This is a genomic window from Paenibacillus xinjiangensis (genome assembly GCF_059686975.1).
The window spans coordinates 459,477-484,136 of record NZ_JCAALS010000001.1; the positions used below are offsets into that span (position 1 = coordinate 459,477).

Genomic DNA, 24,660 nt, shown 5'->3' on the forward strand with positions numbered 1-24,660 from the left:
AAAGAATCGGAAAACACGCCAAAGCTGGCGTGTTTTTTGTTTTGGAGTAGTCATCATGGAGCAATGTGTGGAAGGGTGTTCTTGGCTTCAACTAGAAACAATCGTTAATGTTCTATTAGCTGGGCAGAAGTAGAGCCGCGCTGAAATACTAGTCAAGAGCAGGAACAAGTCCAATGGATTTGTTCCTGCTTGCTGTAGAATGTTAAAGATCGGCAACAATTCTCTGTGCTCTAGTCGATACTTCACGATATAATTCTTCTTCATTGATGGTCAGCAGTCTACGATTACGCATCAGTATTTGTCCATTCACAATTGTGGTATCCACGTCAGCGCCATTCGCGCTATTGGCCAGTAGGGCTTGAATATTGTGAATAGGCTGTAAATGAGGCTTTTGCATATCGATGAGAATCAGATCGGCTTTTTTGCCGATCTCTAATGTGCCTACTTGCTCATGGATGTTAAGGAGCTTGGCACTTTCAGAGGTAGCCATTCGTAAAGCCTGTGCTGCAGGAACCCATGTGGGATCGCCGTGATGTAACTTTTGCAGCCAAGCAGCTAGCTTAATCTCTTCGAACATATCAACTGCTGCTGCGCTGCCAGCACCATCCGTGCCTAAGCCGACTGTTATTCCTTGTTCCATCATGTCTGATATGGGAGCAATGCCACAGCCTAATTTCAAGTTACTAACCGGGTTGTGCGATACTCCTCCTCGCATTCCCTTCAAGTAGCCGATATCCCGCCGATTCAAGTGAACGCCATGAGCGAGTAGAACATGAGTATGCTCGAACAAGCCCATATTGGACAAATATTGTGTTGGGGTCTGCTGATATTTCTCGCGAATGATACGAACCTCTTCTATCGTTTCTGCCAAATGAATGTGAATGGGTAGGTGATTATTATTGGCAAGCTCTATCACTTCTCTAAGAGGCTCAGGTGGACAAGTGTATGGGGAATGAGGTCCCAGCATCGTTGTAATTCTCCCATCTGCCCCGCCTGACCAGCGATCGATAAGATCGAATGCTTCCGTCATTCGCCTGCCGCCATCATCCTCTATGAATACCAGCCCGCGAGTTAATGAAGCCCGCATTCCGACCTCTTCAACGGCTAAGGCAATTTCATTCATGTGAATATACATATCGGCAAAAGAAGTGGTTCCTGTCGTAATCATCTCAGCCATGGACAGCTTGGCTCCCCAATAAATATCTTCCGGCGTCATCCGTGCTTCTGCTGGCAGCATTTTTTTATCCAGCCAATCCATTAATGGGAGATCATCAGAAAAGCCTCGCAGCAGGCTCATTGGTGTATGCTGATGTGCATTTATAAGGCCAGGCATAGCGACCAAACCCTTGCCTTGAATGACTTCGTCTGCTGTTGCCTGTATTCCGCATTGGATATTGCTAATGATGTCACCCTCTATGAGAATGTCCCCTACAAAAGGAGCTATATCCGTCATTGTCAGGATGGTTACGTTCTTAATTAGAATGGTCATAATAGTCCTAATCCCCTTATCTCTTAGTGTCTTGTCATGTTCAAGAATAGACTTTGCCGTAAGGTAAGGGTCAATAGGCAGCCAGAATAAACCTGCAACTATCCCTATTAGAAGAGAGAATTCTCCATCTGCTTAGCTGATCAACGCTAGGGTCTATAGGGCTGCTCACGAATCAATTGAATAAGGTTCGACGTGGCTGCGGACAGAGGCTCATTCTTACGCGTACAAATAGCAATGGTATTGAGCAGTCGAATGTCTTCGACATAGACTCTGCATAGCTCCCCGCGTTCAACATATTCGCGTACGACAAGTGAAGACACGAAGTTGGCGCCATACCCGGCAATAACTGCTGTAATAGCCTCATGCAATCCATTGAATTGCAAGGCGATTCGGGGGACTGGAGCGTTATAGGTTCGGCATAAGGCAAGCAAGCGTTCACGTGTGGAGCTTCCTTCTTCACGCATCACGAAGGGCTCCCCCATCATATCTAATAAATGGACATGCTGGTTCGCGTACCGATGATTTGGTGATACGACGAACCAGAGCTCATCTTGAAATAGCTCCTCTGTCTGCACCGTATCGGGATATTCCTCAGGTAGTCCTCCATATATAGCAAGGTCCACCTCGACATTTAGAAGCTGCTTCAATGCATCACTGGAATTCGTTGTTGTAATGGTCATTTCGACTTTCTCATATTGTTGCTTGAACTGCGCAATCCAGGTTGGAATGAGAAAATGAGCCGGCAAATACGTCGCTGCTAGGCGGATATGTCCGTTCGAGCCTTCGATATATTCTTGGGCGAATTGTTCAATTTGCTGTTCAACAGCAAACAATCTCGTAGTGAGTACAACAAGCTTAGTGCCGGCATCGGATAATGCAATTCCGCGCCCCTCTGGTCTGAGAAGTGTGAGACCTAATTCTTTTTCGAACTTTTTGATCTGGGCTGTAATGGCAGGCTGACTAATGTTAAGTAATTGTGAGGCGCGTGTCACACTCCCACTAGTAGCAATGGTATGAAATAGCCGTAAGGCATGCAGATTCATTTTTGATTCCCCTTCGTCATAGTTCATTCATACAGTAAATATATAAGAATGTCTAAAAGATATATTATATTTATGATTATAAACGATTTACAATAAATCTAGAAGGAAGGCCAATTCGAACAGGAAGAAGTGATCAGAATGAATGACAAGAAAACATGGGATCAAGTGGATCGATATATTACGGAGCGTCTTATTGCGAAGGATGAGGTATTGGAGCGAGTGCTGGCTGCTAATGTGAGAGAGGGCTTGCCTCCATACGATGTATCACCGAGTCAAGGGAAACTGCTGTTCATTCTGTCTCAGATGAAAGGAGCAGCAAGAATACTGGAGATTGGAACCTTGGGTGGTTACAGTACAATCTGGCTAGCAAGGGCGTTGCCGACGGACGGGCGGGTCGTCACCTTGGAAGTTGATCCTCATCATGCTAGGGTTGCTCAAGCGAATTTAAGTTTAGCAGGTGTAGAGAGTCAGGTAGAGCTTCGGGTTGGCGATGCACGGGAAGAGCTTGCACAAATGGAGCGGGAGCAAACAGCGCCATTCGATCTTATTTTTATTGACGCCGATAAACCGAATAATCCAAGCTACTTGCAATGTGCTCTTCATTTCTCTCATCCGGGGACTGTTATTATCGGAGATAACGTCATACGGGAAGGGGAGATTATCAATGAGAACAGCGATGATCCTCGTGTGATCGGAGTTAGAAAGTTCTATGATCTTCTAGCTGAGCAGCCTCGAATAACAGCTACAGCTGTTCAGACTGTGGGAAGCAAAGGGTACGATGGCTTCGTAATCGGCATTGTGAATAGCTAGATGAAGCTGCTTAGGAGCAGCTCAAAATAAATACAACCTCAAGCAGCAGTTCATGATGCTTGAGGTTGTATTTTGTTATTCTAGAAGTTTATATTCCCGATGAGATTGAAGGCGGTTAAATTCGTGCCTACTGGTGCACCTGCACTGAAGCCAACAGGGTAGGAAGGGCTGACAGTGTTTGTGGGGGCGCCCCAGGGTAGGGTATAGCTGAGCTTGTTTGTAAATACTTGAATTTGTCCGACAGCAGGAACAGAAGTACCGCCGAAGGTGTAATCCAAAAATACAGCTAATCTGTTGGGGTTAGGCTGAATTAGGATATTATCCTCAACCAGAATAGCAATGAAATTCTGGAAGAAGCTAGCAGCAATAGGCAGTAGAATAATTGAGCTTCCACTTCTCGTCAGATGGTTCAATACGTTCTCCTGAACCAATAATGAAGTATTGTTTGTTGGCGAGTTAAATAGGACAAATTGTGCCCAGCTGGTTATTTTATTGTTGGAGATTCGGATGGTGTCGTTGGCGAAATCTCCTTCAATGGAAACGGTTCTTCTGCTAGAAGCCCCTCCAATGAATACATTCCCGTATACAAGTGTAGTACCTTGTATTCTCTCAAAAACAAGCGCATCGCGGTCACCGGTATGAATAATGGTATTGCCTATGAAACTAAAGCTATTTGTATCGATAAACGCAGTCCGTCTGCCACCTTCGAACGTGCTATACCTTATAGTGATGTTCTGGTGAAGAACAAGAGGAAGAAAAGAAAGAATCGGAACATTAAATAAACAGTTTGACGACAACCCCGCACCAGTTGGACCGATAAAATGAATGTTCTCAATGATAACATTATCCGCTCGAATAGAAAGATAGGCGAAATCCTGGCTTCCAACAACATTAAAGGTCACGGTAGTTAATTTAGAGGAGATGCCCCGCAAAGTTATTGGTTGTGTGATCACCAATGGTGCGGCAGAAGTAACCGTCTCGGTGTAGCTGCCAGGGGAAAGTTCGATGATATCACCAGCATTTGCAGCAGCGATAGCTGCTGCTATCGTTAAATAGTTGACCCCTTGAGTGAGATTGCGTATCCGATTAACGCTCGCAGTGACGCTGCTGCCGATTGTAATGAATGAGAATTCCTGATCCATATTGAATTGTACAGAGGCTCCAGGTGCTGTGCTGACAAGTCTTACAGCTGTTCCACGTAGTACTGGAGGACTGGCACTTATATCGTAGGCTCCAGGGGACAGCGTGATCGTACTAATACTATTATCAGTTAAGCTGGTTAACAGCTCGGCGCTGGTTGCCACTGTCTGGGAGATCTGATTCCCTAGCTTCTGTAGCAGAATGGATGCATTAACGTTAATCGCAGTACCACCTGTCGGAGACTGCAGCTGAACGCTGAGAATAGAAATATTGTCATGATAGCGGACGGTAAGCACAGTGGGTACTGCTGTAACTGTAATGATGGCGAAGCCACTATTCTGCTGATTGACATCATCGGAACCATAAGTTGTGCCCTCTACTAATGTCGAATCAAGGAAAAGAGCGAATTCATTAACGGTAGCACCAGTGACGGAGAACGAGATGTAATAATCACCAGCCTCGCTAATCGTTATAGCTGCTGATCCGGGGGTATGTGAAATCCCACCGAAGAGAGGGCCATTACTATCAAAGGTTATATCTGTTCCAGGAGCAACTGTCTGGTCTGTATCGTTGAAAATATAGGCATGGTCCGATGAGAAGCCTGGAATACCTGTAGAACCAGTCGGACCTGGAGCACCAGTGGCACCGGTTGGACCGACAAGCCCAACTGCTCCGATATTACCTTCAGGTCCGGTAGGACCAATGAAGCCGGGTCCCCCTTGAATTCCTGGATTTCCTGCAACTCCACGATAACCATTCGGCCCAGATGCTCCTTGGGCGCCTGTAGCCCCTGCTGCACCAATTGCACCTTGTGGCCCAATAGGCCCATTAGGCCCAGTCGGCCCAATAGGCCCGGTCGGCCCTTTCGGGCCAATAGAAATGTCCACGATACGTAGCACCTCGCCTTCAATCTATATAGAGAAGCTCTAGGTTACAGACGTTGTATGAGTATGGAAGCCGTTACATTGGCCTCGGTACCGCCGGCTAGTGTTTCAAGGCTTATGGTCGAGGCAGATGTATGATTCCTCAACGTTATTACAGCAGCAGCTGGAGCTGAGAGCATGATCATACCCGTATTCTGTTGATCGCTGGCGTTAGAACCATAAATAGACCCGGCTTGCACGATGCCATTAACGAACAACGCGAACTGATTAGCTTGCTGGCCTGTTATAGAATATAGAATTTTGTAGTCTCCAGCGTTCGTAAGTGTGATAGTCGAATCTCCCAGTACATGACTAATTCCACCAAACAGAGTTCCATTGGAATCAAAGGTGATGTCCGTATCTACGGGGACTAGCTGAGCTGTAGATTGATAAATGTAGCCATACTCCAGAGAGCCAGCTGTTCCGGCGGTTCCTTGCGGTCCAGTAGCCCCCTGAGGCCCTTGAGGTCCTGCAGCTCCTTGAGCTCCCTGAAGTCCTTGAGCTCCTGTTATTCCTTGCGGTCCAGTAGCTCCCTGAACCCCTTGCGGTCCTTGGACTCCTGTTGTGCCTGTGGCCCCTACAGCTCCTTGTAGTCCCTGCTGTCCCTGCTGTCCCTGCTGTCCCTGCTGTCCCTGAGGCCCTTGAGGCCCTTGAGGCCCTTGGGGTCCTTGGGGCCCTTGAGGCCCTGGCGGGCCTGGAGGACCCGGTATTCTACCCATGTGGATTCACGCTCCTTAGTGGTCTCAAGTTCTAGAATATTCACATATCCCTAATCGGGAAGGGCATGTATACCTAACCATTGTAGTTAAAATAATATTATGATTATCTACAACAGATTGAGGAAAGGAGGGGGGGGCTTAATGCTAGTAGGAATACTCGTATCTAATGACAAACAAAGAAAGAGAGTTCTAAGTGAGTACCTCCGCTATAACAAGGGGATTGCCCAACTGCTTTGTTTTTCTGTGACATCTATTGATTGGAATAAGGGGCGTGTAGTAGGTCTGCAATATCGGAATGCTAGATGGGTAGAGCGTACTGCAGCAATCCCCCAAGTGGTGTATAACCGGTGCTACAACAGGCATCTAACAAAGATAGAACGGCTGGAAAAGCTAATAGGAAGAGACAAATGTTTTAACCGAATCAATCAATTTGATAAACAGAGCTTGTACTCTATATTATTACCAGGATTATCTGAGTATCTGCCTGAATCCTTGCCGTATAACGGTGAGAATTTAATAGAATTATTGCGAGCTTACTCGATTATTTATATAAAGCCTTGCTATGGAAATCAAGGGATCGGTGTCTATCGAGCGGAGCGGGTTGAATCGGGGGAGATTCATATTGGGCATCATTATTGTTCACCTATTGCCATCCTATTGGATCCATTGTCTTTTCAGGAATATATGAATAAGCTTGTGGGTTCAAATTCTTATTTAATACAAAGAGGAATTGAGATCAGCAGCTTTAAAAAGCAATTGTTTGATATTCGGGTACTCTTGCAAAAAAACAAAAAAGGCATATGGACAGTTACAGCCATTACAAGTCGAGTTGCGTATGAAAACTGCTTCAACACCAGCATGTGCAATCAGGTTCTATTAACGGAAGATTTGTTAGGTCAGTTGTACACAATGGAAGAGGTAAGCTATTTCCTTCATTCTATGCAGCGTGTCAGTCTGCAAGCAGCTGATATTATAGATGCAAGCACGGATTACCATTTGGGTGAATTTAGTGTTGATTATGTACTGGATAAGAATAATAGTCTCTGGATCATTGAATTAAATGGAAAGCCGCAAAAAAGTATGTACAGTGGTCTTCCTATTGAGCAAGATGTGTATAGCAATCCAATTAAATATGCGACCTATTTGAATGAATAATTGTCTAATAAGTGCTGAAGAAGAAGGAGGGTTACTGGGCCTCCTCCTTCTCCAGTGCTGCGCTCTCGTTAGCCAGCTTCAGCTGCTCTTGTCCTTGCTCTTGAATATGCTGGAGGGCTTCGTCAATCGTTTGCTCACCAGCAAGGACGGCATCGGTTTCTCTCGCTGCTATAGATATTAATAATATCTCGAAGCCTCTTGGAATGACAACGTTTCGATTGCTATAATCACTTTTTTTGGTTTGTTCATAGAAAGCATTGAGCGGTGTGCCCTTGTTTTCTACCATAAAGGCAGGACGAACGGAGAGCACTCCATCTGTCGTACGGGACAAGAATCGGGCAATTTCTGTTCCATTAACGAATTTGACAAACTCCCAAGCAAGCTTTTTGTTAGGTGAGTCAGCAGATACACCAAATATATCCGTTATTTGCATACTTGAAGCAGCTTCAGGATCTAGAGGATTAACGGGGGAGGTCACAATTCCCCAATCTAAGGGTGTACTTCTATTTCCCTCTGTTTGTGCAATCATAGTTAGGTAGAAGGAACCTTCTAGGGTGAGGGCAGATCGGCCTCTTAAGAACATGTCATTGTTCATACCAGAAGGAACATGTATGGTGTCTGATTTGTAAGCATTAACAACATCCTCATATATACTGCGCCATTGCGCAGAGTCCATCGTCAAATGCTGCCCATCGGCACTTATATAAGATAGTCCTTCTGCAGCAGCATATATAATCATTGTTTGAATGGCAGCTTCACTTGGTTTGCTAAAGGAATAGATTGAACTGGATGAAAAGCCATAAATACGATCGGTGTCCGAGCCTTCTACTGGAAACCGCTTAGCCAACGCAAGCAGTTCTGTCCAAGTCATGCGGTCTCTGGGCAATTCAATATTGTATTTCTCGAATAAATCGATGTTATAGAAGATTCCGTATCCATAAAATGTGGGAGCTAGTGCATAGAAGCTTCCAGAGCCTTGCTCTTTCAGCCAATCCGTAACGACTGGAAGTATTCCATCAAGATCGAATTCATCCTTCTGGATAACAGAGTCCAAGGGATACAACAAACCTTTCTCTACAGCGCCTGCGTAATTGCTCTCATCCAGAAGAATAATATCGGGTTTACGCTCCTCAATGTAATTTTGGAATGCCTGATCTTGGTCAGCAGCAGGATGAGAAAGGAGCCATTGCGTATTTACAACCTCCAGCTCCACATTCGGATATTTATTCATGAACAAGTTTCCATACTTCTGGAAAAAAACACTGTCCTGCCAATACATCACCTTTAAGGTCCCTTCGAGGCTACCTTCCAATTCACCTTTGTTGTCCTCTTTCGTACAAGCGCTAAGTAGAGACACTGTTAGTACAACGGCTGCTAGAACCATTTTTGTTGCTTTCAAATTGTTGAGCATAATAGGGAGCCTCCTTATAGGCTTCTATGCAGGCCTATTCAACCTTTTCCTTCTCCAGCGATGCTCTCTCATGAGCCAGCTTCAGTTGCTCATTGCCTTCTATTTTTATTTTATTAAGTGCTCCGTCAATCGTTTGTTCACCAGCAAGGACGGCATCGGTTTCTGTTAGTACGATTTTGTTAAAGTGTGGATAAAAGTCTTCAGGTACTTTCGTATAATGATTGTTGTTGAAGTCACCAAGTTTAGTTTGTTCATAGAAAGCATCCAGTGGTGTTCCTTTATATTCTTTCTTAAAAGCAGGGCGGACGGAGAGAGTGCCATCTATGGTGCGGGATAATGTTTTTGCAACCTCGGCTCCATTTACAAATTTCACGAATTCCCAAGCTAGTTTCTTATTCGGAGAGTCGGTGTATATGCCAAATATATCTGTTAAATTCATCTCCGAGAAAGCACCTGGATTCTTTATACTAACGGGAGCAGTTACAATTCCCCAATTAAATGTAGATCCACTATTTCCTTCATTTTGTGAAATTGTAGATAGGTAGGTGGAGTACTCCAAGGCGAGGGCAGCTCTGCCACCAAGAAACATATCATCGTTACTCCAGCCTGTAGGAATGTAGATGGAATCTGCTTTGTAGGCATCCACAACCTCCTCGTATATGTCATGCCATGGTGCTGAATCTATCGTTACACTAGCTCCGTCAGCACTAACATAAGACAGACCTTCTGTCATAGCGTAAAACATCATCATCATATGTAAGGAGTCACTAGGTTTGCTATAGGAATACGATGAGCTGGCTGAAAAGCCATAGTCACGCTCAGTATCCGAGCCTTCTATAGGGAATCGTTTTATTAAGTTAAGCATCTCCGACCATGTCATTTGGTCTCTAGGCAACTCAATATTGTACTTCTGGAATAAATCGATGTTATAAAAAAGAGCTCTGGAAGAAAAGGATGGAGCGAGCGCGTACAGATTGCCAGAACCCTGTTCCTTCAGCCAATTGGTAACGAGCGGCAGGATTCCTTCAAGATCGAATTCATCTTGTTTAATAATAGAATCCAAGGGATACAACAAATCTTGCTCTATAGTACTTTGGAGATTACTTGGTTCAAGGTATACAACATCAGGTTTGCGTTCCTCAATATATTTCTGGAATGCCTCAACGCGATCTTCTTGGGGGTGATTAAAAAGCCATTGCGTACTAACGACCTCGAGCTCTACATTAGGATATTGGCTTGAAAATAAGTTGCCGTATGTTCGGAAGAAGGCGCCTTCATCAAAATACATCACCTTCAAAGGTCCTTCCAGTTCTCCTTCTAATTCTCCTATATTCTCTTCTTTGGTGCAGGCATGTAGGAAAGTAGCTAACAGTAACAATGATACTGTTATGATCATCTTCAACTTGGTATTCATAGAGAATGGTCCTCCTTGTGGTCTGTAGTGTACCACTCCTGTATATTCAATTTTAATTTGAATTGGACAAAGTTTTAAAATATTTAATTGAAGATTTAATAGAAGCATTATCTATTAAATTTGGCGTCAGAACATCCTTTTCACGAGCTGTACCAAGTTCGCGTATTCCTTAAATAACAATAAAGAAATTGAGGGAGACTATCTCCCCCTCAATTTTTTAGAAAATAGTTAGCATTCGCATTTGTGATACACTGTTCCATCACAATAATAATAACGGAATTTTTTGGTAGTTGGTATCGGGGTAGATATAAAGCATGAAGAAGTTGTACAGTAGCTATATTGACAATTCATAAGATCACCTCCTTTCAATTGAGATATTAGGAGCCTTTTCATGTCAAGATTCTATACAGGCTTACCCTTCCTCCTCCTTCTCCAGCGCCGCTCGCTCATGAGCCAGCTTCAGCTGTTCATTGCCTTCAACAATGATGTGCTGTATCGCTTCATCAATGGTTTGTTCGCCAGCAAGAACGGCTTCGTTTTCCTTTGTGAAGATGGTTTGGAATATGGTATCAAAGTCGTCTGGTATATTCAAATAGCTATTGCTGAAATTGCGCATTTTGGTCAGTTCATAGAAGGCATTGAGTTGCGTGCCATTGGTCTCAGGGATATAGGCAGGCCGAACGGACAACGAACCATCTGTGGTGCGAGATAGTGATTGGGCTACTTCTGAATCGGTTACGAATTTTATGAATTCCCAAGCGAGCCTCTTGTTAGGTGATTCTGCATATACGCCAAAAATATCGGATAGCCCCATATTTTGGGCTACGTCAGGATCTTGAGGGTTAACTGGCTGGGTAACAAGCCCCCAACGAAGTGGAGATTCATTCCGGCCTGCGGCTTGAGAGAGCATGTTCAAATAATAGGAGGCGTCTATGATCATAGCGGCACGACCGCTTAGAAAAAGGTCATTGCCCCAGCCTGTTGGTGGTGGGGATATAGCATCTGATTGGTAGGTGCTTACAACACTCTCATAAATAGTGCGCCATTGTGGCGAATCTAACGTAATGTTCTTTCCGTCTGCGCTAATATAAGAAAGTCCTTCTGTAGATGCATACATATTCATCATTGAGAATATAGCATCGCTTAAATTAGACGATGCGGATGACGCGCTGGTCGTTAGGCCGTAAATACGCTCGGATTCTGATCCCTCCACAGGGAATTGCCTAGCGAGTGTAAACAGCTCTTGATAGGACATCTGATTCCGAGGGAGCTCAATATTGTATCTCTCGAACAAATCGATGTTGTAATATAGGGCATTAGAGGTGAAAGCTGGTGCCAAGGCATACAGTCCACCGGATCCTTGCTCTTTCAGCCAATCGGTTACAGCAGGAAGAATTCCTTCAAGATCGAATTCATCTTCCTCGATAACAGAATCAAGTGAATACAATAGGCCGTTCTCTACGGCATAGGAGTAGCTGCTCTGATCGAGATACACGACATCCGGCTGGCGCTCTTCAATGTATTCCTTGAGAGCAGCATTTCGGTCTGCTGCAGGGTAATTGAACAACCATTGTGTGCTTACGAACTCTAGCTCGACATTCGGAAATTTGTTCATGAACAAATTTCCATATTTCTGGTAAAGTAAACTGTCTTGAAAATACATCACTTTTAGCGGTCCTTCTAATTTGCCTTCCAATTCACCTTCGCCATCTTCCTTCGTACAGGCGCTTAGTAAGGACATTGTTAAAATGACAGCTAATACAATCATCGATTTGGATCTCATTTTTGTATTTAGTTTCATAGTAGTAGACCTCCTTTAATGCTTACGAATCATTTATTAAGAAAACATCCTGCTTTTACTTGGTCTCTTCCTTTAGTTCAGCTAATTCATATGCCTGTTTTAACTGCTCATTGCCTTGTACATTAATCTGCTGGAGTGCTTGATCAATATTTTGCTCCCCGGCAAGGACCTTATCAGTTTCTCTGGCTGCCATCGACTTAAATGACTCGACAAAGCCTGTGGGCACACTTTTCACTCTATTATAGAAGTCACTTCCCTTAGTTAATGCATAAAAGGCATTGAGAGGTATGCCTTTGTTCTCCGGTATAAAGGCAGGACGGACTGAGAGTGTGTCGTCTGTTCGAGACAAGGCTTTGGCGACTTCTTCCCCGTTAACGAATTTGACGAATTCCCACGCCAGTTTCTTATTTGTTGAATCGACATTAACACCAAATATATCATTTAAATGCAGGTTGGAAGAAGCGTTGGGATCTTGAGGATTAATAGGAGCAGTAACAATGCCCCAGTTAAGTGATGATCCACTTTGATTCTCAGCTTGTGCAATCATCGTCAAGTAAAAAGAACCTTCCAAAGCGAGTGCTGCCTGACCGCTGAGAAACAAATTATTATTCCAGCCTGAGGGGACGAATATGGCATCGGATTTGTACGCATTCACAATTTCTTCATAAATGTTGCGCCATTGTGGTGAATCGATAGTAATCTTTTTGGTGTCAGCGCTAATGTAAGATAGTCCTTCTGTGGAAGCATAATCTGTCATCATCTGGAATGCAGCTTCACTTGATTTGGTGAAGGAATATATCGAACTAGCTGTGAAACCATAGACACGATCACTATCCGAGCCCTCAGTTGGGAATTGCTTAGCCAGTGTTAATAACTCTGTCCATGTCATTCGATCTTTAGGCAACTCAATATTGTATCTCTCGAATAAATCAATGTTGTAATAGAGGGCAGTGGTAGAGAAATTCGGTGCCAAAGCATAGAAACTGCCGGTGCCTTGCTCTTTTAACCAGTCCGTAGCAAAGGGGAGTATGGCATCCACATCGAATCCATCTTGTTCGATAACGGCATCCAGACGATATAGCAAACCTTTCTCTACAGCGCTTGCATAATTGCTTTCATTAAGAATTAGGACATCAGGCTTGCGTTCTTCAATATAGTCGAGAAATGCTTGCTCGCGATCAGCAGCAGAGTAATTAGACAGCCATTGTGTGTTGATGACTTCCAGTTCCACATTTGGAAACTTGTTCATGAACAGGTTCCCGTATTTCTGGAAAAAGACAGAATTCTGCCAATACATAACTTTCAGAGTTCCTTCCAGTGATCCTTCTAACTCCCCTTTGTTATCTTCATTGGTACAAGCGCTAAGTAGGGAGACCGTCAATAAAATAATCGCTAGCATAACATGGTTCTTAACTTTTAAATTATTGAGAATATTTATATGCCTCCTTCTGTTCGACCAGGTACCACTGTGCTTGCATAGCAAACATAGCAGCATACTCGCCGTTTAGAGCAATTAGTGTATCATGGTCTCCTTGCTCGATTAATTCTCCATTCTTAAGGACGAGAATATGATCAGCGATTTTGCAGGATGCGAGCCGGTGAGAGATCATGAAGGTGGTCTTGCCGCTCGCTAGCTCGGCGAATCTCTCATAGAAATAAGCTTCTGCGATAGGGTCTACAGCAGCTGTTGGCTCATCAAGCAGCATAATAGGAGATTCTTTGAAAAAAGCTCTGCCGAGCGCTATTTTTTGCCATTGTCCATAAGAAAGCTCCTGGCCGCCTTCGAATATTGGGCCAAGCTCGGTTTCCAACCCATTCTCTAAGCTGCTGGCGACCTGCTCTACACCTGCTTTATGAGCAGCCTGGTGAATAAGATAATCCTCATGCATTTGCTCGATACGACCGATTCCGATATTTTCTCTTATGGAGAATTGGTATTGGACGAAATCCTGGAATATAGCAGATACATTAGCTTTCAACGATTCATTATCGATTTCTTGGATTGGTGTCCCATCAATCAGAATGGAACCAGATGTAGGCTGATATAGCCCAACCAAGCATTTGGCTAGCGTGCTTTTTCCTGCACCGTTCTCACCGACGATTGCAATGGTCTGGCCAGCTTTGATCTGGAAGGTGACATTAGATAGCCTATGCACCTCACTATTGGGATAAGAGAAGCAGAGATTGCTAACTGCAATCTGGTGCTCAAGCTGGAATGGAAGACGCTGCTCTGCATTCGATTGTTCCTCCGGGAAGTCCAGGAAGAGGAATAGCTCCTTCAAGAATAAGGCTTCCTCGTGCAGCAGAGACAAATTATAAGTAGCACCATGTATCATGGTCTGTATCGTAATGAAGATTTGAGTGAGAGCTACATAATCCCCCAGTGATAAGCTACCTTTGCTGCACATCCACACGATATAGACGATTCCAATTATATTCGATGCGGTAATAATCAGTTGAGCAACGAACCTGCCGCTCTCTGCATGCTTGGTGAGAGCAGCCTTCTCGCTGGCATTTTTCCAATAGAGCTTAGACCACTTGTGCAGTAAGAAGCTGGTTAGACCGAATAGCTTCATTTCCTTGGCGGCTGCACGTCCGGTCATGAGACCCATAATATAATTGGATTTGCGTTCGGCTGTTGTCTGACTCATCATCTGAGCGTATTTCCGTTGTCCAATCCTCAGATTAACGATGAGCGAGGGGAGGAGCAGCAGCACGATGACGATGGCAAACCAGTAATCAATACGAGCCAAATAAATAACAAACCAGGTTAGGGTGAGAGACTGCTGCAGGAGCTGTAGAAGAGTTGTAATAACCGTTAAGCCACGGAATGCCATTCCTTGTGATACTCTCTGCAGCTGGTCATAGTATTCGGGCTTATCAAAAAAGATTAGTGGCAGCTTGGAGGACTTTACGGCAATTTGTTCATCTATATAAAAGGTCGCTCGTTGTTTTAATTGAACTACTGTATATTCATTAATACCTTGGATTCCATCAGTAGCAACGATTACTGCAAATTGCAGGAGGAGAAGAAGTAAGACTCCCCCAAGCTGAGTATGACCATTAATAATTGCAGCAACTGCATTGACGGTTTCTTTGACAATCCAGAGTTGAGTAAGTGGTATGAAGGCCAGCATAATGTAACAGCAGCAAGTGAAGGTCAATCTTCCAGGAGATATCTTCCATAGTAAGGGTACAATTCGGAATATAGTTGTTAGATTTTGTTTCAATAACGTCATGTTCATTAGTGTCATTGAGGGGTTCTCCTTTTAACCGTCTAGCAATGAAGGAAGGGGGAGAAACTCTCCCCCTGATCTGGCATTATGGATGTTCTAGCATTCACATTTGTAGAAGCTATTTCCTTCGCAATAATAAAAGCGCAATTTTTTCGTAGCATAGGATGGGCATGCAGAAGAAGTGCAGTAGCTGTATTGACAGTTCATGGAATCACCTCCTTTCATAAGGTAGGATGAAGGATGAATGTTCTAGGCCGTTCTCCCGGAGAGAATGATATCATCGCTTTCCAGAAGCAATCGAAGATGCTCCTCATTATTAATGGTGCCCTTGGCTGCAACGTTATGGCTGGCCGATATAGCATAAGCAAAAGGGAAAATCGATGTTTCTGTACTCTCCATAATAGATTCAGTTAATAAGCCAACAGGAATTTTCAACTCATATTTATCAATTAATTCAAGCACCTCTTGCTGTTCACCCATAACCATAAGAACGAATTGTGTGCCGCGGTTTCTCAGGGATACTCTATTCAGGCAAGGATACAGCGCTGCACAGGCTCCGCATCCAACGGAGGTCATGATGAATATCGTAGGGCGAGCTTGCTGCAGACTAATGACACGATAGTCTCCAGTGATGGACTGAATGCTCGATATGGGGAAGGCTTTCCCATGATCCAAGCCGTGATGCCTCATGCCGAGCTTCACGTCCAGCTGTTTCTTGAACAACGTGATGACCCCGACAGACAGAAGCAGAATGATAAGCCATTGCATGTAAAATGCAGCCATAAATACGCTTTCATTAATCATCATCATTCCTCCTACATCTCTGACAATTTGCGCTTGCGGTATTCGAGTTGAACGTTTAACAGATTAAGGATAAGCAGGAATGCCACACTGAGAAAAGCAACTGCGATGAATTCATGAGCACTAGAATTAGCTGTGAAGATCTGATCAGAAGGGCTTGTAACGAGAAGGATCACATTAAGAATGACGAGAATAGAAATTCGAACGTAAGAGATAACACCGAAGCGTTCATTGCTCATATTGCCGAAGCAATTGCAGCGAAGGCCCAGCTTCTGTCCGTTATAGGTTGCCCATATGAACCCGAGAGACAGTGCAATGAAAGCAACGACTGAGGCTAGGAGAGTTGACTGATTCAAGTAACCGATAGCAATCAGAAGCTCTAGTAAAGGGATCATCCAGACTGCTAGACTTATAAGCGGGTTCGGTAAGCTGAGGCCTGTTAGTGTGCGGCGAAACGACTTCAAATCGATCGATTTCAACACGGAAGAGATCATAAGCAGTGTGAATAATACCATGCGGGTTAAATCCAACCATTGCAAGATTAATTCCTCCTTCTAAAGTGCAAACGTTTGTGCTTCATTGCGAAAAATGTTTGAAATCATGTCATTCCTTGATTCGTCCAATGCTATTACAAGCAAAATTTGTAAACTTAACTAAAATATAAGTGTTAAACTATAAAATTGTCAATTGAAATTATTGAAAATGATCTTCGACGTGGAATGAACAAATGGGAATGGACAGCAATTTCTTTCTTGTGATTCGGGAATCCGAATAGATTGAAGGATAGGCTTGCGAATATCGTCCAGTCATCAATTATATGCAATCGTTTGCGCAAGTGGGGATAAAAACCCGAGGAGCAAGAACGCTCCTCAAATGCTAATTTAAACCATATTTGTTAACTTAATTAGAATATAAAGCGCTTGCATACTAATGTCAACCCTATTTTATGAAAAATAGGCCTTCTGCTTCATTTAAGAAAGGGCGCGGAATGGACATTCGCAGCAGACTTCAAGCAATAATTTGGAAGCTCGAGGTACAAGGTGTACACGTTGTATAATCGTCCCGCCTTCTGTAGAATTGATCATATATAATTATTCATAATTGGAACAATGGAAGAACTACGATGGAGGAAATGATGAGTTTTCTTAGGGGTACGAGGTATAGAGTATGGATTGTTGTTGCAATGATGACCTTTTTCCTAATGGGATGCAGTATACAGAATCATGAAGATCAACAAGCAGTTACGAATGAGGATACAGCAGAAGAGATGGAGACTAGCTCATTCATCAACGTAACCGATGACCTTCGAACTCCGCTTGATGAGAGTGAAGACAGCTTGAAATTACGAGAAAATGAACCAGTATCGGATGAAATGATTACTTATTACATAGGTCCAGTTAAGGGACTGGCTGCTTCTGAATATAAGCTCAACACTCGCACAGGGACGGTCGTCGATGGTGCTAGCGGTATGCCTCTGAATAACATGAGAGTGGATTCTTCCAATCTATCTGAGCTAAGCTTAGATGCCTACAAGGCAGCGATGGAGAGCATCGTGGTTCCATTGATCAAGGAGCATGGCTATACCTATGATGGCATATGGGAGGATCACTTCGTAGGCTATACAGGGAAAGGATATGTGGAATACGAGGTGTATAAGAATCATTTGTCCTATACGATTCAGGTAGAGCCGTTCACCCAAGAAATCAAGGAAATACAAGAGGATGCCGACATGGACACGAACGCAGAGCCGCTAGAGCTGACACCGGCACAGGAGAAAGAGGCGCAGACGCTGCAGCAGCTTCAGGAAGAGGAGCTGACGATTATTGAGGATCAGTCATTTAGGCTGAACCTGCAGTATTGGGGAGATGTTAGATTCATATCAGGCTATATCACGAATAACAAAGTGAAGCAGCCGAGGTTTTATATCGTGAATAACGACGACATTGTTCTGTATAAGCTGCCTGATTCAGCTTCTAGTGGACTTAATATGAAGAGTATTAATGCCGTCAGCTTCAGAGATGTGAATGGAGATGGGCAGCGAGACATTATTATTATTGGTGATTATACTCCAAAGACGGCACCGGGTCATTCAGCTGCGGAAGCGTTCAGCACGATTGCGGCAGTCTATTTTTTCGGGGGCGAGGGTTATCTTCACCTGCCTTGGTATGATGAATATGTGAATCAATCTGGTAATCAGACAACGATTGCAGCTCTTGTTAGAGAAGGCGATGAGATATTCAATATGATCGCAGGATCTCCTAATGTAAGGACGGATTCTCTTGATCGGATAGATCGAATAGTCCCACTTATCTGCAATAACGATTGGATGGACTCAGGAGATCTTAGCTATGCGGCAATAGCAGAATCTACAGCTGTATTCGCTGCCCCATCAACCTCATCAGAGAGCTATTTCGTCAATCGGATAGCAGATTGCTTCGCTCAGGACAACAAAAGTTCGTCTGAAGATCTGAATACGCTTGGAGCTCTTCCTCTGGAAAAGCTGCTGATGGACATTATGAATGACATCCTAATCTATAATCATATTCGGTCCGGCGGAGACTCGACATGGAGTATCGTACACGCCTATTCTATTCTGGATGTACAGGTTACCTTGAATAAATACATGAAGGAAAATGACCAGAACGATCATGATCATATACGGAGCTCGATCAGCTCACTGTCGAAGGACTGGAATAAGCTTGATGATGAGATGAAGGCCGTTATACGCGATAAAACGTTCGGAGACACTACAGCTTTGAAAGCAGAGAGCCTTAATGAAATTATAACGCTTGAGCGAAGGCTGGACGCCAACATGAATGATCTTATTTCACTTGCAGCGAAAGACAAGAAAGCGGATATATTTATTGATTTGATTCGAGAAGCCTTGAAATAAAGGAAGTCGATGTGAAGAAGTCTCCGGAGCCGTTCATAGAGTGGTCCTGGAGACTTTTTATTAATGGTACTTCTGTAATATTTTTTTATTGGTAAATACATAATAAAATGATATGAATATCATGAATACTATTGAAGATAATAATCTATCTACCTATTTGAGGATAGATTTCAAACCTATTGTACAGAAAATGTTTAGAACAATGCTGTATTGTCGTAATTAGTTAATTAGAGGATATCGAAATGCATAGATAAGGTCAGCCCGACCCAAGGAGATGTGACGATGAGCAAGAAAGCGGTAATAGGCATCATTCTCAGCTTAGCACTAGTCATGCTTACTGCTTGTGGGCATTCACAGCCTAATCCTCACGTGGAAGCTTCATTATTGCCCGAGTCGCATTATGGGGACACCTTACATATGGAAGAGAGCCACGAAGCGTTATTGCAATTTGTCGTGCATGAGCTGTCCGGCAGTGATGGTGTGTACACCAATTACCTTGACACTGATCAGTCTGCGGATGTTGCAACAGGGCATGAGGTTCTCAGTGAATCTGCTGGTCTGCTTATGCGCTATTATGCGTTGACAGGGCAGAAGAGTGCATTCGATGCAGAATGGAAGAGGGCGAAGATGACCTTCGATCTGTCGACGGGCTTCAGCTATCGTTACAGTCCTGCACAGAACAAGAAATATTCGCTTAATGCGGCGGTAGACGATACGCGTATCATACGCGCCTTGTACGAGGCTGGGGTTGTATTCGAGGAATCAGGTTACACAGAGGAAGCCGATCAATATGGGGACCGCTTCTATTCCCACAATACGAAGAGTGATTTGCTATATGACTTCTATGATGAGCAATATAGGATAACGAATGATTTCATCACACTATGTTATATCGATCTGAAATCTCTTGCACTGCTGCCTATATCGGATAAGGAAAAGCAGCGGTTAACGTCCAATATGCAGAACATAATTAGCCGCGGGTATCTGTCTGATGCATTCCCTTTCTATGAGACGCGGTACGATTATGAATCCGATGCATACAGCTCCGACCCGATTAATACCGTGGAGTCCCTACTGACGATTCTTTCTTTATCTGAGGCTCAGCAACATAATCCGGCTAGCATTCGTTATCTCAAAGAGCATGTACAGGCGGGTACATTATATGGACAATATACAAGAGAAGGTATTCCGAGCAATGATATTCAATCAACGGCTATCTATGCCATTGCTGCTATGATTGGTTCTGTACTAGAAGATAAACAGCTGTACGAGGATAGTATTCGGAGAATGAATCAATTCCAAGTACAGGATTCCTCCAGCCCGCTGAATGGCGGTTTCGGGGATACGGCTTCCGGACAAGCCTATTCCTTCGATAATTTGATGGCTTTATTGGCCTATGCGTATTAGTTGAGACAATGCCCCCCATAGAACCATCCACTTTCGCAGAGATACACAGGAGGACATTCATTCATGCGAACGATCGGATTCAAGCCGAGACTATATCGAATTTTATTGATGTTAAGTCAATATGTATCGCCAGCGATGCTTGCTGCTGCTGGTGTGCTCCTCATAACGAGTATTGCGCTATTCGTGCCTCCCTATATTGGAATGGCAGATAACGGTGATTATTTTCGTATTTTGTATAGTAATGGGCTTTATTTCAATGCCCCGGATTATGATAGCCAGTACTTAGGTTATTTTGTGAAGGAATATGGGATCTTTCAGTACTTCAACGAGAATGGAGCGACATTATCCTCCTCGCAGTCGTTATTTATTCGGATTTCATTATGGATTAATTCCTTGTTTGACGATCAGGTATTCGACATTAGGGTACAAGCTGTCATGTATACACTACTGTACACGGCAGCCATCTATTTGCTAATAGAAAGCTTAACCTGGCGAATACCGGTGAAATATGGCTATTGGATCGCTATTATCGCCATATTTATGTTCGGAGATACCGCGTATACAGCCTTCTTCAATTCTTTCTTCGGCGAGAGCATTGTACTGATTATGATGCTGCTGCTGTTCGCCTCAGGTCTGCTGCTGTATCGAAATCGATTCAATGACTACGTGATGATGGGGATATTCTTCGTTAGCGGACTCCTTCTAACGACGAGTAAGCAGCAGAATGCGCCAGTCGGAATCATTATTGCTGTAACAGGCGTTTTGCTTATTTTCGTTCGAAGGCACAAGATCTATCGTGCACTTATGGCGTCTTCGCTTGTTGTCCTCCTGCTGGCTGGTATTGGAACTTATGTCCTCATTCCGCAGGAGTTCGTCAATATTAATAAATACCATGCAATGACCCGCGGCGTGCTGATGCAATCTGAGGATCCTGAAGAGACTCTGAAGGAATTCGGTATCGACAAGCAATACGCTGTACTGAACAACAGTATTTATTATGAGCCTTATACGACCATTGATATCGATTCGGCAGGGTTGAATGACGAGTTCTTCAATCAGTACGGCTTCGGGAAAATCCTGACCTACTATGCGACCCATCCAGTGCAAGCTGGTAAAATGCTGGATCTAGCAGCGAAGAACGCCTTCACGATTCGTCCACCTGCAATGGGGAACTATGAGCAATCCGCAGGCAAAGAGTTTGGAGCACAGACAACATTCTTCTCCGGATACAGTCTGATTAAGAAGATGCTCGCTCCCAAAACCTTCGGCTTCGTCATTCTATGGATTGTTATCGTCATGGGCTTGTATTTGCCTTCCTTCATAGCGGCGGTGAAGGCGAGGGATACAAGACGAATGCTCCGATTGCCGCTGATCGTCTCCATGATGCTCATGGGTGTATCGGCCATACTGATCTCAATCATTGGTGCAGGAGATGCCGATTTATCCAAGCACGAATTCATGTTTACATTAGCCTTCGATCTGGTTACCTTCGTAGCGCTGGCTGATGCGATAAGAGGAAGGCTCTGGCGGCCCGAGACCAATAACGATCCAATTCACCATGATAAAGGTGCTGAGGCTACACGATGAGAATGTACACCCCTTTTTTATTCAAAATACTGAGTCTAGCTGTCGTTATAATGGCCATACTGCTTATTCCACTGCATACGATTCGTGCAGAGGCCAAGACGGATGAGCAGACATCTGTTCTGCTTGTCTATGATAGTCAAGGGAACGGGACAAGCAAAGAGGGCAATGTAGATGCCTTATTGCGGCTGCTTGCCTCTTATGGGATAGAAGTGACGCTAACCACAGTCGATACTTACACCGCGGGTACCCTGCAGAACTATAAGAAAGTAATCAGATTGAACAATGCGCCAGACCTAGCAGATACCAATGAAGCTTATGTGGATGATATTCGAGCCTATGAAGGAGAGTATCTGCATATCGGAGACAAGCCTCCGCTGAATCTTCAACAGAAGCTGGGCTTGAAGCTGGCAACTGGAGGCATTGATCACATCAACCTGTCGATTGGCCCATTGTCGCAAGCGTCCATTCAGGTGGATCAGCTGCCTTATATAGAGCAAGCAGCTGGTACAACCTATGGCTCAGATGCGACAAGCAGCATGGGTCAAGGCCACAGTCCATTCCCTTATGCAGTCCATGACAGTGGCTATGGCTATGTCACCTTCTATGAGAAAGGGAATCTAAGTGAGTTGGCTATTGCCCATGTTCTGAAGGACTGGCTTGAGATCAATGGGAAGAGCAGCAACTATTTGATCATTAATGAAGTGTACCCTTTCTCTAATCTTGCGCTTCTGGAGCAGCTGTCTGACAAGCTCTATGATGCAGGGATACCATTCTTGGTAAGTGCTAGGCCGGTGCTGAGCAATCTGGACTATCCTGCGACGAAGCGGTATATGGAAACGTTGAAATACGTGCAGTCCCGTAATGGAAGCATTGTGGTGAACGCGCCAGCTGTTGCATCAACCATTAGCGACATTGATCGCGACTTGAATGCTGCATTAGGAGATTTCATTGATGCACTCGCTGAATATGATGTTGCTCCATTAGGGATGGGAGCAGAGATGTATTGGTCCTATGATCGCTATTATGTGGATCAAGGAATGGTTTTTTTCGATTCAGTTATCTTATTTCCTAATGAAAAGCTCATGTATAAATCGCAGACGGGATCTTCCCAGCCTTTTGCTTCTTCGCTGTACAGTGTTCCAATTGATTATTTGCAGCCCTACGAGCATGCAGGTAAAGTAATCGAGCCATTGCCTATGGATATAGCGATAACCGTACCTTTTATAGAGGAGGAAGAGCAGCTTGAAGAGGTCATTGCGAGGCTGCTGGACAGCTGGACGATATTTAGTGACTACAAATACAGTAGGCATTCAGTTGTAACGGAGAACAATGCGATTGCCTCTGAGAACGGGCTGCTGTTAATCAACGGACGCAGCGTAGTGCTCAATGATGCGAAGAAGAGCATCAGCTCGGAATATGCGTACGCACAAGAGGAGCAGCGAAGCTTTGAGAATTTTTTTGCCGTACAGAATCGATTCTTTATGTTCGTTATTATGCTGACCATAATCGCATTCGGTGTGTTTCTGATCATGGGCTATTCGCTCTATAAACGCAAATACTTCAAGTAAGGAGGCAGCTATGACATTTGCAGATATAGTGATGCTGATTGCGGTCGTCTGTATTTGGTCCCTGTTGCTCGTCAATGTTGTCCTTATTATTGCCGGATACTTATACTACATGGACAACGAGAATAAGCCTGTTCCTGCTATAGAGGGGGAAGCGCCCTTCGTGTCGATCATGGTTCCTGCTCATAATGAGGGAAAGGTCATTACTCAGACTGTGGAGTCCTTGCTGGCGCTGGATTATCCGCATGATCGCTATGAGATCATTGTGATTAATGATAACTCCTCCGATAACAGCAGTGTATTGCTAGGCAATCTCCAAGCGAAATACACAGGCCGACAATTAATCATTATTAATACGGATGCAGTAACAGGAGGCAAAGGGAAATCCAATGCCTTAAACATAGGGTTTGCTAAGAGTAAAGGTGAAATAATTGCCATCTATGATGCAGATAATACTCCTGAGCGCACAGCGCTTCGTTATCTGGTTGGCGAGCTGCTAGCTGATTCAAGCTTGGGGGCGGTCATTGGCAAGTTCCGAACCCGTAATCGTAACGCGAGCTTGCTGACACGATTCATTAATATCGAGACGCTATCGTTCCAATGGATGGCTCAAGCCGGACGATGGAAGCTATTCAAGCTGTGCACCATACCAGGCACCAACTTTATTGTTCGTCGTACGATTATCGAGCAGATAGGCGGCTGGGATGTGAAGGCTATTGCTGAGGACACGGAGATCAGCTTCCGAATCTACACAATGGGCTATCGCATTAAGTTTCAACCGAAAGCCGTTACATGGGAGCAGGAGCCTCAGACGTTGCGAGTGTGGTTCAAACAGCGGACACGCTGGGCCAAAGGGAATATATACGTCATCGTGAAGAATGCCCCGCTGCTCTTCGATCGGTCAGCTAGAAATATTCACTTCGATATTTTATATTTCATTTCGATTTATTTTCTGCTATTAACCTCACTGTTAGCGTCGGACTTGCTGCTAATTCTCCATGCCTTAGGTTACGTGCATACCACGATCGCAGGCTTTAGTCTGTTCTTATGGATACTCGCCATCGTTTTATTCGTCTTAGGCACGTTCATTACGGTCATTACGGAAAAGGGAGAGATGAGAACCTCGAATCTATGGATCATTATGCTTATGTACATTTCGTACTGTCAGCTGTGGATGATTGTAGCCGCATACGGGTTATACAATTATGTTAAGGATATTCTATTCAAGCGAGAGAACAAGTGGTATAAAACGGAGCGCTATTAAGC

18 protein-coding genes are annotated in these 24,660 nt (G+C 44.1%); 7 read left to right on the top strand and 11 right to left on the bottom strand.

Annotation, left to right across the window (positions count from 1 at the left end; all coding sequences use genetic code 11):
• Nucleotides 1-202: 202 nt before the first annotated feature.
• Complete coding sequence (locus AC6ESP_RS01930; RefSeq protein ID WP_497094964.1) at nt 203-1,489, bottom strand: amidohydrolase; 1,287 nt, start codon at nt 1,487-1,489, stop codon at nt 203-205.
• Between the two features lie 146 nt (nt 1,490-1,635).
• Nucleotides 1,636-2,532: a LysR family transcriptional regulator gene (locus AC6ESP_RS01935; protein ID WP_497094965.1), complete on the bottom strand. Its 897-nt coding sequence runs from the start codon at nt 2,530-2,532 to the stop codon at nt 1,636-1,638.
• A 138-nt stretch (nt 2,533-2,670) separates the two neighbouring features.
• Here AC6ESP_RS01935 and AC6ESP_RS01940 point away from each other — a divergent pair, with 138 nt between their 5' ends.
• Nucleotides 2,671-3,342, top strand: coding sequence for an O-methyltransferase (locus tag AC6ESP_RS01940; RefSeq protein WP_497094966.1), 672 nt, complete (start codon nt 2,671-2,673; stop codon nt 3,340-3,342).
• Nucleotides 3,343-3,422: 80 nt separating this feature from the next.
• On the opposite strand, the gene AC6ESP_RS01945 is transcribed toward AC6ESP_RS01940, so the two are convergent.
• Both AC6ESP_RS01945 and AC6ESP_RS01950 read right to left on the bottom strand, forming a co-directional pair.
• The gene (locus tag AC6ESP_RS01945) at nt 3,423-5,369 is read right to left on the bottom strand and encodes a hypothetical protein (RefSeq protein WP_497094967.1); all 1,947 of its coding nucleotides are present in this window, start codon (nt 5,367-5,369) and stop codon (nt 3,423-3,425) included.
• Between the two features lie 44 nt (nt 5,370-5,413).
• Nucleotides 5,414-6,124, bottom strand: coding sequence for a collagen-like triple helix repeat-containing protein (locus AC6ESP_RS01950; protein WP_497094968.1), 711 nt, complete (start codon nt 6,122-6,124; stop codon nt 5,414-5,416).
• A 141-nt stretch (nt 6,125-6,265) separates the two neighbouring features.
• Between AC6ESP_RS01950 and AC6ESP_RS01955 the strand changes: the two genes are divergently transcribed.
• Entirely contained in the window at nt 6,266-7,279 is a 1,014-nt protein-coding gene (locus AC6ESP_RS01955; RefSeq protein ID WP_497094969.1) for a YheC/YheD family protein, read from the top strand.
• Nucleotides 7,280-7,310: 31 nt separating this feature from the next.
• Here the strand turns inward: AC6ESP_RS01955 and AC6ESP_RS01960 are convergent, their stop codons facing one another.
• The 7 genes from AC6ESP_RS01960 to AC6ESP_RS01990 form a co-directional block, all read right to left on the bottom strand.
• Nucleotides 7,311-8,690, bottom strand: a complete 1,380-nt coding sequence (locus AC6ESP_RS01960; RefSeq protein ID WP_497094970.1) for an ABC transporter substrate-binding protein — start codon at nt 8,688-8,690, stop codon at nt 7,311-7,313.
• Nucleotides 8,691-8,724: 34 nt separating this feature from the next.
• On the bottom strand, nt 8,725-10,104 hold the full coding sequence (locus AC6ESP_RS01965) for an ABC transporter substrate-binding protein (RefSeq protein ID WP_497094971.1): 1,380 nt from the start codon (nt 10,102-10,104) through the stop codon (nt 8,725-8,727).
• Between the two features lie 412 nt (nt 10,105-10,516).
• On the bottom strand, nt 10,517-11,905 hold the full coding sequence (locus AC6ESP_RS01970) for an ABC transporter substrate-binding protein (RefSeq protein ID WP_497094972.1): 1,389 nt from the start codon (nt 11,903-11,905) through the stop codon (nt 10,517-10,519).
• 55 nt (nt 11,906-11,960) lie between these two features.
• Entirely contained in the window at nt 11,961-13,304 is a 1,344-nt protein-coding gene (locus AC6ESP_RS01975; RefSeq protein WP_497094973.1) for an ABC transporter substrate-binding protein, read from the bottom strand.
• Nucleotides 13,305-13,326: 22 nt separating this feature from the next.
• Nucleotides 13,327-15,159: an ABC transporter ATP-binding protein gene (locus AC6ESP_RS01980; RefSeq protein ID WP_497094974.1), complete on the bottom strand. Its 1,833-nt coding sequence runs from the start codon at nt 15,157-15,159 to the stop codon at nt 13,327-13,329.
• Nucleotides 15,160-15,390: 231 nt separating this feature from the next.
• Complete coding sequence (locus tag AC6ESP_RS01985) at nt 15,391-15,945, bottom strand: thioredoxin domain-containing protein (RefSeq protein ID WP_497094975.1); 555 nt, start codon at nt 15,943-15,945, stop codon at nt 15,391-15,393.
• An 11-nt stretch (nt 15,946-15,956) separates the two neighbouring features.
• The gene (locus tag AC6ESP_RS01990; RefSeq protein WP_497094976.1) at nt 15,957-16,481 is read right to left on the bottom strand and encodes a MauE/DoxX family redox-associated membrane protein; all 525 of its coding nucleotides are present in this window, start codon (nt 16,479-16,481) and stop codon (nt 15,957-15,959) included.
• Between the two features lie 596 nt (nt 16,482-17,077).
• Here AC6ESP_RS01990 and AC6ESP_RS01995 point away from each other — a divergent pair.
• The 5 genes from AC6ESP_RS01995 to AC6ESP_RS02015 all read left to right on the top strand — a co-directional run bounded on the left by AC6ESP_RS01995 (nt 17,078) and on the right by AC6ESP_RS02015 (nt 24,658).
• Nucleotides 17,078-18,835 carry a hypothetical protein gene (locus AC6ESP_RS01995; protein ID WP_497094977.1) on the top strand — a complete coding sequence of 586 codons (1,758 nt, stop codon included), beginning with the start codon at nt 17,078-17,080 and terminating at the stop codon, nt 18,833-18,835.
• A gap of 282 nt (nt 18,836-19,117) precedes the next feature.
• A complete protein-coding gene (locus AC6ESP_RS02000; RefSeq protein ID WP_497094978.1) occupies nt 19,118-20,242 on the top strand; it encodes a hypothetical protein in 1,125 nt (374 codons plus the stop codon).
• 63 nt (nt 20,243-20,305) lie between these two features.
• Nucleotides 20,306-21,829, top strand: coding sequence for a glycan biosynthesis hexose transferase WsfD (gene wsfD / locus AC6ESP_RS02005; RefSeq protein WP_497094979.1), 1,524 nt, complete (start codon nt 20,306-20,308; stop codon nt 21,827-21,829).
• The gene (locus AC6ESP_RS02010) at nt 21,826-23,397 is read left to right on the top strand and encodes a hypothetical protein (protein WP_497094980.1); all 1,572 of its coding nucleotides are present in this window, start codon (nt 21,826-21,828) and stop codon (nt 23,395-23,397) included. Before wsfD ends, AC6ESP_RS02010 begins: the two co-directional genes overlap by 4 nt.
• A gap of 10 nt (nt 23,398-23,407) precedes the next feature.
• Complete coding sequence (locus AC6ESP_RS02015) at nt 23,408-24,658, top strand: glycosyltransferase family 2 protein (protein WP_497094981.1); 1,251 nt, start codon at nt 23,408-23,410, stop codon at nt 24,656-24,658.
• Nucleotides 24,659-24,660: the final 2 nt, after the last annotated feature.